Annotated in this window: 12 protein-coding genes; 10 read left to right on the top strand and 2 right to left on the bottom strand. The window is 34.8% G+C overall.

Features of this window, described 5'->3' with window-relative positions; genetic code table 11:
• Window positions 1–58 precede the first annotated feature (58 nt).
• Both REB14_RS16155 and REB14_RS16150 read left to right on the top strand, forming a co-directional pair.
• Window positions 59–550 carry a hypothetical protein gene (locus tag REB14_RS16155; protein WP_079240951.1) on the top strand — a complete coding sequence of 164 codons (492 nt, stop codon included), beginning with the start codon at window positions 59–61 and terminating at the stop codon, window positions 548–550.
• A 42-nt stretch (window positions 551–592) separates the two neighbouring features.
• Window positions 593–1,120: a hypothetical protein gene (locus tag REB14_RS16150; RefSeq protein WP_309522680.1), complete on the top strand. Its 528-nt coding sequence runs from the start codon at window positions 593–595 to the stop codon at window positions 1,118–1,120.
• Between the two features lie 8 nt (window positions 1,121–1,128).
• On the opposite strand, the gene REB14_RS16145 is transcribed toward REB14_RS16150, so the two are convergent.
• Window positions 1,129–1,776, bottom strand: coding sequence for a hypothetical protein (locus REB14_RS16145; protein ID WP_079240949.1), 648 nt, complete (start codon window positions 1,774–1,776; stop codon window positions 1,129–1,131).
• A 447-nt stretch (window positions 1,777–2,223) separates the two neighbouring features.
• On the opposite strand from REB14_RS16145, the gene REB14_RS16140 reads away from it, so the two are divergent.
• The 6 genes from REB14_RS16140 (at window position 2,224) to REB14_RS16115 (ending at window position 10,019) form a co-directional block, all read left to right on the top strand.
• Entirely contained in the window at window positions 2,224–3,246 is a 1,023-nt protein-coding gene (locus tag REB14_RS16140; RefSeq protein WP_079240948.1) for a LysM peptidoglycan-binding domain-containing protein, read from the top strand.
• A 1-nt stretch (window position 3,247) separates the two neighbouring features.
• Window positions 3,248–4,099 (top strand): DUF4280 domain-containing protein, encoded by an 852-nt coding sequence (locus REB14_RS16135; protein ID WP_309522679.1) that lies wholly within the window; start codon window positions 3,248–3,250, stop codon window positions 4,097–4,099.
• Window positions 4,100–4,189: 90 nt separating this feature from the next.
• Window positions 4,190–6,805 carry a hypothetical protein gene (locus tag REB14_RS16130; protein WP_185117015.1) on the top strand — a complete coding sequence of 872 codons (2,616 nt, stop codon included), beginning with the start codon at window positions 4,190–4,192 and terminating at the stop codon, window positions 6,803–6,805.
• Window positions 6,802–7,758, top strand: coding sequence for a hypothetical protein (locus REB14_RS16125; RefSeq protein ID WP_079240946.1), 957 nt, complete (start codon window positions 6,802–6,804; stop codon window positions 7,756–7,758). The genes REB14_RS16130 and REB14_RS16125 overlap by 4 nt, the downstream gene beginning before the upstream one ends.
• Before the next feature lie 44 nt (window positions 7,759–7,802).
• Window positions 7,803–8,906 (top strand): SH3 domain-containing protein, encoded by a 1,104-nt coding sequence (locus REB14_RS16120; RefSeq protein ID WP_079240945.1) that lies wholly within the window; start codon window positions 7,803–7,805, stop codon window positions 8,904–8,906.
• A 270-nt stretch (window positions 8,907–9,176) separates the two neighbouring features.
• Window positions 9,177–10,019: a prephenate dehydrogenase gene (locus tag REB14_RS16115; protein ID WP_309522678.1), complete on the top strand. Its 843-nt coding sequence runs from the start codon at window positions 9,177–9,179 to the stop codon at window positions 10,017–10,019.
• A gap of 111 nt (window positions 10,020–10,130) precedes the next feature.
• Here the strand turns inward: REB14_RS16115 and REB14_RS16110 are convergent, their stop codons facing one another.
• The gene (locus REB14_RS16110) at window positions 10,131–11,549 is read right to left on the bottom strand and encodes an L-serine ammonia-lyase (protein WP_079240943.1); all 1,419 of its coding nucleotides are present in this window, start codon (window positions 11,547–11,549) and stop codon (window positions 10,131–10,133) included.
• Between the two features lie 169 nt (window positions 11,550–11,718).
• On the opposite strand from REB14_RS16110, the gene REB14_RS16105 reads away from it, so the two are divergent.
• Together REB14_RS16105 and REB14_RS16100 are read left to right on the top strand one after the other, a co-directional pair.
• Window positions 11,719–12,297 (top strand): Crp/Fnr family transcriptional regulator, encoded by a 579-nt coding sequence (locus REB14_RS16105; protein ID WP_309522677.1) that lies wholly within the window; start codon window positions 11,719–11,721, stop codon window positions 12,295–12,297.
• Window positions 12,298–12,357: 60 nt separating this feature from the next.
• Complete coding sequence (locus tag REB14_RS16100; protein WP_079240941.1) at window positions 12,358–12,981, top strand: FMN-dependent NADH-azoreductase; 624 nt, start codon at window positions 12,358–12,360, stop codon at window positions 12,979–12,981.
• Window positions 12,982–13,037 lie beyond the last annotated feature (56 nt).

Below are 13,037 nucleotides of genomic sequence, written 5' to 3'. Positions count from 1 at the left end.
ATTATTCGTTGTCTGTAAAGAAAAAACGGGTATATTTATAGCTTCAATTTTTTGGGACATGCTGATTAACAGTGAAAATGGAGTTATAGAGCTGGAAGCCTTTGCTACCACACTTTATAAAGGAATGAGTCTTGATCAGCTGAAACAGTCTGATTTTTATAAAGAAAAGTATCATACTCTCTGGGATGTAAAAACCGGATTTTATTGGTATTATTTTAAGAATATAGAAATATCGGGCTACCAGCTAGCTTTCAGTTTGTGCTTTTTTGGAGATCAATTGGATATCATCCATATGAACACCTCTGAAAAGGCTGATGCAAAAGACTGGAATGAATGGACAGAGGAAAAAGAAATGAATGTTTTCCGTCGGAATAATACTTTTCTGACCAAAGTCCTTGGAATATCACCCACCCAAAAAAAGAAAACACCTTACCCAAGCTGCACCTTCAACTTTCCCTGGGGAAATGTATGGTCGGTCTACGATCCGCGAAGTGCCAGCAGCTTTATGGGAATCAGTTTTAATGAAGAGGAAAAAACAAATAAAAAATAACTTATAACCAAAGAATAAGATAATACTATGTGCCGATACTCCATGATGGTTTACAAAGGTCATTATGCCTGTTTCAACTGCCAGAAAACATTCAAACGACGCCATCTGAAAGATGTGGACCGTGATGCTCAGGTTTCTGTAGAAGCCAAATGCCCGGAATGTGGAAGTCTGATGGCTAATATGGGACTGGACTTTAAATCGCCGGCAAAAAATGATGATAAACAATGGGCGCACATCAAAGATCTGTATACGGTTGGAATCACCTTCCATTCCTGTGGATGTTCCGGACCAGGGTATATTCCTCAGGACAGGAAAGCTATTATTAATTATCTTGAAAAAATCCGCTCAGAATATATGCATGCATTGGTATTCTGGAGATACCGCATAGAACCCGAAAATAAAAAAGAACGCGAACTGGATTATCAAAAAAACAGAGGTCATCTATGGACGGTCAATCATAATGCTTTTAAAGAAACGGTAACCAATCAGGAAGGAATTAATTATTGGCTTAAAAGGATTAATGAAGTGGAAGAAAGACTTAACATTATCAAGGCAGATCAACAGAAATAATCTGCATATTATTCGGCCAACTTCAAAAGCCTTTTAAAATCCTCTTTTATTTTTTTTTCCTGTTCAGCCGGATAATCCGCACTGATAGTAAATCCGCGCCCAGCAGTATTATTGATGAAAATAATATTCCCGTTTTCAAAATAATTCCGGGTTAAAGTAATTTCTGACTTTTTAAAATCAAAGGCTTCCGTATCCTTATTCTCTTTCATTGCTTTGGTATCATAAAAAAGCGGTCGGTTATACCTGTATTCTTTCTCGAAAACAAAAGATAGTTGTCCATTTAACAGATAATATTCGATCAGTACCTGCCCCATTTCTCCGTAATGTCTGGCAATCACTTTTTCCAGCTTTTTATGGGTGTAATAAAATACAGCTTCCCCACCTTCTGCTGATTCCCCTTCAATATCCTTCTTTTTGACAGAAGTCCATTTTGTCATGGAATTGATTCTTTTAAAATTAGCCTGAATAGGTTTCAACCGGTCTTTTAAATCTTCAGTTTTGGCAGTATCTTTTTCGTTGAATGTTTCTTTAATCTTTACCGTATCTTTTGCTTTAGTGGTGAAAAAAACAGAAGACTTCTCTCTAAATTCCTGAGCATTTCCCAAACTTAAACCAGTCAATACAATGAAAACTCCGTATAAAAATCTATTCTTCATATTTGCTTTTTTATAGCTTTAAAATTAATAATAACTTTTGTTTGTATTGTATATCATGAAACCACAAAAGTCACAAAAGTTTCTTATTTGCTTATTTTAAGTTACAACTCAAGCTTTGAAAACTATTATAAGCGCTTAGATTCCTATGGAATGACATAATTGAATGATGGTTTATCCCTACAGTTTATCATTCCGTAGGAATCCAGCCGCATTAAAACAACAAGAAAAGCCTCAACAAAAACTCCAATCCTGACTAAAACCACAACTGAAGACGTTATAATTCCCCTCCTCCGGAGGGGTGGCAAAAATTCAAAGAATTTTTGACGGGGTGGTTTTCTGTACAACATCAATCTCGTGTCGTAATTCTACGACAATTTCTAAAATTTAACCTCAAAAATGAATTTCCAATAGAGTTTTTTAATAGCTTTATCAGATAATTCACATTGGATGGAAATTGATTTCTTACAATATCAGGTACGAAATGGAGACACGCTGACCTCTATCGCTTCCCGGCTTGGCATGACCAGTGAGGAGCTAAAACTCTTTCACAATTCCCATTGTCAAAAGATGGATACAGTCTGGTTTGAAAGCCTCAATGAAGTGAAAAACATCTTTGTTCCTACAAATTTTAAAACCAAGGAACAAAAAGAGCAGGAAAGAAAAAATACTTTTCCTTCTCTGTGGTCTGATTCTTTTTTTGCTAAAAGATATACAGTAAACGAAACTTTTGAAAGTCCGTATGAATCTTCGGTCAACATCAGTTATACCATTGAGCTCAATCTTCGCAAAGATAAAAATACAGGTCGGTATATTCTGAGTTATCTTCAAAGCGATTTTAAATCTGACGGAAATACACCTGATGATAAGGTAAGCAGTATTTCCATTGTATGCATGCAAAGTATTATGCCTCTTGAATTTGTCATCAATGAACAGGGTAAGATCACCGGATTTGCAGACCATAAGAAAATGACAGACACTTTTTTCGAACAACGTAAAGAACTTGAGGAATTTTATGTAGGTGAAATTTTTCAAAACTATATGAATACGTTTGAAAGAAATATCAACGATGAAATGTTTTTATTAAAGCAGTTTCAGAGTACACTCCTGTTTCAGACCCTGTTTCCAAAGATAGAATGGTTTCAGAAGAAGGCAAGCTGGAAAGAATCTTTCTATTTAATACAAAACTCTTTTCCTGTACAATGTGAACTTAATATTGAACAGTCAAACGATGATGAAAACTCTGCTTTGACCATTTTAAACGGTAAAATCACAGAACGATGCACTTCACAGGAGATTATACGCGGCATTAAGTTTAAAGATTCTGTGGCTGAAGCGGCTTCAGGAACTACTATATTAGAATACACCACACACACCAAAAATAAGACCCTACTTCAGGCGAAAGCATCTGTTGTACTCAGTCATGAAGAAGGGTTGATACACCAACATCACATCAATATAACACAAGGATAATATGAAAAATTATGTCACACAGAAAGGCGATACATTCAGTTCTCTGACCCGGCAGTTTAAGCTGAAAAATGAGGACATTTTGAAAACCTATCATAATCTTCACTGCCCACCGGAAGACGTTATGCAGGAAGCTGTTCCAGGAAAAACGATTTTAATTCCGGAAGATCCTCAGCTTATGGCTGAAGAAATGGAACCTCAAAACACGTCTAACTCTTCACAGCAGGAATCTGCAGAGGAAATGTCCGCAAGTGAAGAAAACCCTACAGAAGAGAAGCCTGAAGACGGAGAACAGACATCTGAAAATACGGAACAGCAATCTGATAAAGAGGAAAAAAAAGATAAAAAAGAAGACAGTGGATCCAGTCCTCACGAAGGAAAATATTTCATCGTGCAGAAAGGGACAGTGCAATGCAATCAGGGATTTAAATTTCCAAAATTTAAAGTAACCAGCCATCAGAAACATTACTGGAATGATGAGGAAGGACAGGCAGACTATCTCGCTGTAACGGAAGATGATCTTCAGCTTGATCCTGCTGCACAACCATTCGGACAGTGTAAACTTAAGCCTACTTCCGGAGGATATCTTCCCTGTGCTTACGCTCCTGCCGGAAAATGGCAGAAAACGTATGAAAAAGTAAAAGTCATGGGAAAAAGCTGCCTTACGGAGATTTCAGAACTGATGTGCAGCACAGGAGGAAAAATAACGATTCTCAAGCACGGGCAGCAAAGTGAAACCAGCAAAAGCCAGGTGGGGAAAGCGAATACGCAGGAACAGCAAGTCTACAACCCTGTTGTAGATTTTGATGCATTCAAGGAGGATACAAAAGGTATAGACGAACTTTATTACAGCTAAGCCATGACAGGAAATATTATCGGGAATCAGAATCCTATGGTAGGAAAAACCTATCCCTACGAAATACAACCTTCCGGCCTCTCATTCGGGTTGAAAGGAGAATATGAATGGCATCTTTATAAAAAACAAAAAAACGGAGCCTGGAAAGATATCACCAACCAACCCAAAACCGGTGAAAAAGTAACCTACAACTTTGGAGAAATAGCACTGGGAATAGAATTTCAAATGAAAGTCTACGAGACTAAGAAAGGAATTTTACCTGGACTTTCCACAACTAAAGAATTGGTTGCCAGCATCATATTAATACCTACCAGTAATAAAGTTTCAAAAATAGATAAAGTAGTGCTCTTTAACAGAGAAGGAACGAATGTTAATAAAGCCAGTTATCGTGATACTCTGGTTGCTCAGGCTCACTGCATCGCCATGTTTAATAAAGAGATTGAATTCCATCTTTGGGAGGATGATGCGCCTGGAAAAGGTCATGACCCTGTTATCAATAAAAATAACCGCCATACCCGAAGTTATAAGGCCCGGGTTAATGAAAAAGGGATTGCAGAAGTACAAATACCTTTGATGTCTGATGAAAAAATCCTTCGTCAGATAGCCAATCAGTTTATGATGAGAGGTGATAAAAATGAAGGAGCCCATCACGAATACTATGTTACAGCAACTTACTCAGGGAAAATTCAGGGAGCCAGCCAGGTGAATGTAGATGTTGCCAATCCGGATTATAAAGGACAACCTCAAAATAATCCAAAGCCTAAACCTCAGCCTCAAAAAGACACTCCAAAATTCCCGTCCGGACAAGGAGGCGCACCCAAACAGTCCGATCCTAAGGGAAATATTATAGAAGCTGTTTTTATTGATGATACCGGAAAAGAGCTTTCCAAAGTCGCTGTAGGAGATAAAGTGAGGGTAAGAATTCACTCTAAAAATATGGTGGGGAAACACATCCAGTATGTAGTTTGGGAATATGACACTACTTCCAACGATGAAGTCTACAGAAGTGGAAATATTAAAATTCCTGCCGATGTATGTGACACTTCAGGATTTGTCATTAGCAAAGATATTTTTGGAAAAGGAATAGACTCTCGTATCGGCGATCCGGATGCAAATAAACAAAACTATTTTATAGAAATTATCTCTAAAGAACTATCCGCTGAATCTCAGAAATTTGGGGTAAATTCGGAGGGCTTGATGGAAGTGGAGAAGGTGAAGAGTGCGGCGGGGGTGCAGAAAACGGAAAAACCTGAAAAACAAGGAAGTTGTATTTGCCAGGAACAATATAAAGACTTAGTTTGGGGAGGAAAAGTGAGTTGTGAGTTTAGGAAGAAAGTGATACAAATCGCAAAAAACTTGGAATTGCCACAGAAAAATTATGAAGGGGCTAATTGGTTAATGACAATTATGGCTCTAGAATCGGCATATTCATTCAGCCCTAAATGTGGAACTTTTGGAAAAAATCCTGATGAAAATAGTAAATATAAATATATTGGGTTAATACAATTTGGAAAAGCGGCTGCAGAGGAAATAGGAACAACAAGAACCCATTTAATGTCATTAACTGCAGAGCAACAATTAGACTATGTTGAAAAACATTTTAAGAAGAAAATATATCAAAATTTATTAAAAAATAGAACTGCACTTTACTTAGCTGTAAATTACCCAAACTCTACATCTCATGCATCTGAAAGAAACTATGTTGTTTATGATAACACAAAAGATGCATATGATGACAACCCAATGTTTAAAAGAGAGACACACGAGTTTTGGATTGATAAAGCTGGTAAAAAACAATACTATAAGGGTAAGGAAGGGAAATCTTATGTTTGGGAATTCGAAGAGGCATTAAAAGAAGTAGAGGAATTAGGACAATCTAATAAAACAAAGACTTTCACATGCGACAATAATAGTACAAAAAATGATAATATTAGTGCAAAAGATATTGTCACTTATCATATATATCATGATAACAAAATTGAAAAACATATACCTAAAAAAATAAAAGAAGGTAATGAAACTAAATATAAATATGTCTATCACGATTCAAAAGGAAATGAGCATGAAATAACTACTGTAGATTGGCATACAACTAGAGAAAAAGGTGTTGGACAAGTTTATAAAACTAAACCAACTCATGCAAAAGTTCTTTCTGATCAAAATGTTTCTGAAGGAAATACATCTAGACGTGTAAAATATGAAAACGGAGATATTGCAGAATATGGAACTCATCCTAAAAAAGGAATTATTTGGTTATTATATAAAGCAGGAAAAAATAATGTTGAATTAATTAAAATGCCAGATAGTTTAAATTATAAAAAAGATGGAGTTTATATTGCTTATAGCTTTTCAAAAACTCAAAGAAGATATACTGGAGCTGATTCTTTTGCTGGATTTATTGGATATTTAGCTAAATCTGGATACAAACTAACCACAACGGGTAGTTGTTTTTCTGAAGGATCAAGCTTTCCCAGTCAAGAACATTGTAATGGAAGAAGTGTAGATACACTTTATTTAAGTATAGTTGAACAGGATCAAAAGGTAATCGACAGTGCAATATTTTTCCATTTTACAGAAGTTTTAAAGGGAGTAAATGCTTACTGCCAAAAACTAAAAAGAGCTGGTAATGGAGGTTCCCTTCACAATAGTCATTTACATTCTGGAAATTTTAATAGTAGTGTTATAAAAACAATTAAAGAAAAATGAAAAACCTAATTATTTTATTATCATTCTTAAGTATTTTTTCTTGCAAAAAAGCGCAAGAAAAAATTTCAAAACCATCTTTCTCCCAAGAAATTTCCATTGATAAAAATTGGAATGGTGATGCGTTAATTTCAGATTTGAATTTTGTAAAATCTATAAACCCTACTTGTAAATTAAAAACTACTTTTTTTAATAGATCGGAAAAACAAGTTGAAGAGGATGATTCTAAATGTGCCTTATCTAAAATTAAATTCGATTACGAAAAGTTAAACTCTTTAAATAAAAAAAGCAATATTGGAAAAATTGCTTCTAATATAGAATTATTTATTAAAAATACTGTCCCTAAAAGTGATAATGCAGATTTAAGTTACCAAACGACATTGTATATTGAAAAAAATAAAACAACAACTGACTCGATTGTTATTTACCAATCTTTTAATTTTTCAGAAGCATTAACTGTAAAAACAAAGTATTATTACCTTGATAAAAGTGAAATTCACTTATTAGATATAGTAGAAGATGAATCTGGAACAAATGTTGAAAAATGGGAACATTATAAAATAAATTCTTTAGGCAAAATATCGTTAGTACAACAAAAAACTTTCTCGAAAGATAATAATATTACGAAAACAGATATTAATTTCTGGAAAGGGGAATATCATTTTGAAGCATCAAATAGAGATGAAGCAAAAACAATTTTTAACATCACAATAAATTCTCTTGAAGATATTTCTGTAGATGTTACTGAAGAAGGAATCAAAAATACATATTCCCAATTAAAAGCTGAAGAAGTCAATAATCAAAAAATTAAAATAAAATATGATAATTCTTCTGAAGATATGGGAATTATTTATATTGAGAAATCTGATGACAGTTATTTTATTTCGGGGAATCCAATATATTTTATCAATCCTGGAAATAATGAAATGCCTTTACAAAAATTAAAAAATAAATAATTCTCTTTTTTTACCGTTTGAAAGTCAATATTAATAAACACCAAATGATAAAGCCTTTTTTAATTTCATTATCACTCATATTTTTTTCATGTTCATATAAACAAAAGGAAAAGATAACTGAAAAAGAAACTGAAATAATCGAAAGTTATTTCACCCATCATAAATTCAATAATACTGAGGAAAATTTTGATAAAATCAACAAAGGTCTACTTGGTATTAAACCTGATAAGCTTCAAAACGGATATAATAATCTCTTAATATTCAATGAAGCTACTAATTATCAGATATCAAAGGAAGGAAAATATATTAAAATAGGTAATGATATTTTACCTGATTTAGATAATGTCAAAGCAAGTATAAATAGTAATCAAAAACATCCTTATTTTGAGGAATTATTAACTCTGAACAAAATTATTTATCAGGATGATTTAACATCCATTTTGAACGTAGCATCTAAAAATCCTGATCTTGCAATTGATTTGGTAACTCTATTTAATTATGAAAAGAATGAAGCTCTTTTTAATTCTGCAATTAGAAATATTCAAAATTGGGATGATATTGAGCAAAGTTCGAGACTATCATTTATATTCTACAATAGTACAACGGATGTATTTAAGATTAGAGAAAAGCTATTGGAAAAACTAAAATCAAAAGATTCATTTTTATATGCACTGACAACTTATCTTGCCGATAATAAAGACAATATCACCAAAAAGAATGATATTCCAGATTCAACATTACAAAAAGCTATTGCTTATCTTTTACAACTTGGATTCGAAGGCAAAGAAAATATTGATATACAATCAGATAAAACATATTTATTATTAAACAACGTCTATGTTTCTCACCCGGAATTAAAAGACTCTTTTCAAAAAAATAAATATTATGGTTATCCTTCTCTTGAAAAGTACTCAAAAGATTATGGACTTATTCAAGAAGATAATCAAGAAAAAGTATATTCAAGAATAGTAGACCCCGATGGATTTACCAATCTAAGAAAAGATAAAAATACATCATCTCAAATTCTACAAAAAATAAACACAGGTGAACAAGTCGAGGTTTTAGACCAAAGTGGTGATTGGTGGCTGGTAGTTTCTAAAGAAGGTAAAAAGGGATATGTTCACAAAAGCAGAATAAAATCAGAATAAATATACTAGCAAATGATGAAGCCTCTTCCAATCCTAATGTAATTCTGTTTTTTTTAACTCCCAAAACATCAATTAACATCATCTATATATAATTTAGAAAAGAAATTTCGTTTCATTTGAAAAATATTTTTACCTTTGCCTTGTGAATTTTAACAACGGAACATATTATTATAGAATTTTTACCTCAGCTCTGGGATAGGGATTCTTATGAATATAATTTAAAACCTCGTCCTAGGGACGAGGTTTTTTTATTTTAAAAAATAGAGAAAGATGAAAATAAGTATTATTGGAGTAGGGTTAATTGGTGGTTCGATGGCCTTGAAATTAAAGGAGAAAAACATCGCCAGCTTCATCTATGGAATCGATAACAATACACAACATATCAGTGACGCATTAAACCTGAAAATAATTGATGCCGGAGTAGACCTGGAACATGGAATTAAAAATTCGGATCTGATTATTCTTGCCATTCCTGTAGATGCTGCCAGAAAATTACTGCCTACTGTTTTAGACCTTGTGTCTGATCAGCAGACCGTAATGGATGCAGGCTCTACCAAAGCAGGAATTGTAAATGCTGTGAAAGACCATCCGAAACGTTCCAGGTTTGTGGCATTTCACCCGATGTGGGGAACAGAAAACAATGGTCCAAAATCTGCCATTGCAGAAAGTTTCTCCGGAAAAGCAGGCGTGATATGCAACAAAGAAGAATCTGCGGACGATGCATTGAGTACTGTTGAAAAGGTAGTCAATGCCCTTGACATGCACATGATTTACATGGATGCAAAAGATCACGATGTTCACACGGCTTATATCTCTCATATCTCCCATATTACATCTTATGCCCTTGCCAATACCGTATTGGAAAAAGAACGTGAAGAGGAAACTATTTTCCAGCTTGCCAGTTCCGGTTTCTCAAGTACGGTACGTCTTGCCAAGTCGCATCCTGAAATGTGGGTTCCTATTTTTAAGCAAAACAAAGAAAATGTGTTGGATGTACTGAATGAACATATCTCTCAGCTTAGAAAATTCAAATCTGCCCTTGAAAAAGAGAACTATGAATACCTTGAAGAACTGATCACCAATGCCAACAGGATCAGAGGAATTTTAAGATAAAATCTCTTTATATGATACTAAAAGCCCAGTGGTTTTTACTTTTATTTTATTAAGAAACCCTTAGTCAGTAATGTCTAAGGGTTTTATATTTTTAAAACAGTGTTATTTCTATTAACATTCCGGAACGTTCACCGCAATGGCTAATCCACCTTCCGAAGTTTCTTTAAAACGGTCACTCATCGACTGAGCGGTTTCCCACATCGTCAGAATCACCTCATCCAATGTTACTTTTGCTTTGGTAGGATCACTTTCCAAGGCAATATTTGCGGCAGTAATGGCTTTCATAGCTCCCATGGTATTTCTTTCAATACATGGGATCTGTACCAGTCCTTTGATGGGATCACATGTTAATCCAAGGTGATGTTCCATAGCAATTTCTGCTGCCATCAATACCTGTCCGACACTTCCACCCAGAATCTCCGTAAGTCCGGCCGCTGCCATTGCAGAGGAAACTCCGATTTCCGCCTGACATCCTCCCATTGCAGCAGAAATGGTTGCATTTTTCTTGAATAATGTCCCGATTTCTCCAGCTACAAGCAAGAATCTCACGATATCATCTTCACTAATAAATGGTGTAAATGCTTGAGAATACATCAATACCGCCGGAATTACGCCACTCGCTCCATTGGTCGGTGCCGTAATAATTCTTCCGAAGCTTGCATTCTCTTCATTCACTGCCAGAGCAAAACAGGCAATCCATTTGTTAATATTCGTAAAGTTTTCTTCAGCATCTACCACTTGCTGGAACCATTCGTCTTTATTTTTATAAATTTTGTCTCCCAGCAGCTTTCTGTTGATTCCTGCAGCTCTTCGGGTAACATTCAGTCCGCCCGGAAGAATCCCTTCCTTGTTTACCCCTTTGTAAATGCATTCTTTAATCTGCTGCCAGATGTAAAGCGCTTCCTGTCTCGTTTCTTCCTGAGTCCTCCAGCTTTCTTCATTCATGAAAATCAAATCTGAAATCTTATCAAATCCCAGTTTCTCACAATATTTTGCAATATCCGAAGCCTTATGACAAGGATACAATGTACGAACACACTGCTTTTGAATTGAGTTTTTTTCCTGGCTGGCAATAAAACCACCTCCTACAGAATAAAAATCCTGTACAAGTTCAGTTCCGTCTTCAAAAACAGCTCTGAAAATCATTCCGTTGGGATGAAAATCAAGGCTCTTTTTCATATTCAGAATCAAATGATGTCCGTAAACAAACGGAATCACCTTCTCCCCTCCAAGATTAATGGTTTGAGTACTTTTGATGTATTCTATTTTCTCATCAATTTTTGAAGTATTGATCGTCTTAAAATCTTCCCCATTCAAACCAAGCATTCCTGCAATATCAGTTCCGTGCCCAATCCCCGTTTTTGCGAGTGAGCCAAAAAATTCAAGAAAAACCTCTTTAACTTCTTCGATTGATCTTTCTCTTTTTATAATCCTGATAAATGCTGCTGCTGCATTCCAAGGTCCCATCGTATGCGAACTGGATGGGCCTATTCCTACTTTAATAATCTCAAAAACCGATATTGATTCCATAAATGATTCGTCATTTTCCTCAAAAACAAAGATACATGATAAATCCTAATATATGCATAGCAAAATCTTAGATTTATTTGGCTTTGACAGTTTATAAAACAAGTATTTTTGTAGATTAGCTGGTTGTACGAATTTCCAATTATATTGTTCTTTTTAATCATTTTTTTAAATGGAAACATTAATTAAAAGCATTTTACAGCATGCCCAACTAAGTTCGGAAGAAATAACAGTCTTTAAAAGTTTCTGGACCGAAAAAAAATTGGAAAAAGGTGATTTCCTATTGAGAAACGGGGAAATCTGCCGCCATGACAGTTATATCATTTCAGGTGTTTTAAAAGCTTTCTGCATCAATGAAGACAACGGAAATGAGGAAATTCTCTTTTTAGCTATTGATCACTGGTGGGCCACAGATATTGCCAGTTTTTCAAAACAGAAACCCTCCATTTATAATATTCAGGCAGTGGAAAAAACAAAACTCCTACAGATTAGCCATCAATCCTTTCAAAAAATGCTGAAGGAAATTCCATCTTTAGAAAAATACTTCAGAATTATTCTGGAAGGCTATCTCGGAACCCTTGAGAAAAGAGTTGTATTTAACCATATGCACAAAGCTGAACAAAAATATTATGATTTTCTGGAAACTTACCCCAATATTTCTTCCAGAGTTCCTCAGTATCTGATCGCTTCCTACCTCGGTGTAACTCCTGAATTCATCAGCCGGATCAGGAAAAAAAATAAATCCTCTTGAACTAGATCAATTTTTCAGCAATAAATAATCAGGAATTTTGCTGGTATAAATTCTTAACAAATGAAAATACTGATTATTAATGCCAGTGTAAGAAATGAAAGATCTTACAGCCGAAAACTAACCCAGCTTTTCGTTGAAAACTGGAAAACAAAATATCCTCTTGACACGTTCACCTACAGAGAAGCGGGAACTGATACGATTCCCAATATTGATGAATCCTGGATTGCAGGCGCTTTCAAAAGATCTTCAGACAAAACTGAAGAAAACCAAAAGCCTTTACAGCTGAGTAATGAACTGGTCAAAGAGCTCAAAGAACATGATGTATATGTCATCGGAACTCCCATGTATAACTGGTCTATTCCGTCCGGATTAAAAGCTTATATTGATCAGATCATGCGAATCAATGAAACGTGGAAATTCCGATCCGGAGTTCCGGATGGTGATTATGTAGGACTTCTTGAAAACAAAAAGCTTTTTATTCTCTCAACCCGTGGCGATACCGGATACGGAGAAAATGAAAAGAACGGACACATCAATTTTCAAACGACTTATCTGAAGCATATTTTTGGGATCATGGGCGTGAAAAATATCATCATTCATTCCTTGGATAATGAGGAATTTGGTGGTGAAATCTTTGAAAATTCTAAAAATAAAATCTTCGAAGCCATTGAATCCATTCAATAAAGTACTTCTGATTTTAATTAATATCATTCAGGACATTAGGTAATACTTAATGTCCT

Origin of the sequence: Chryseobacterium metallicongregator (assembly GCF_031324065.1) — a bacterium.
GTDB classification, from domain to species: Bacteria; Bacteroidota; Bacteroidia; order Flavobacteriales; family Weeksellaceae; genus Chryseobacterium; species Chryseobacterium metallicongregator.
Note: the sequence above shows the minus strand (reverse complement) of the source record. Positions and strands in the feature narration are given on the sequence as shown.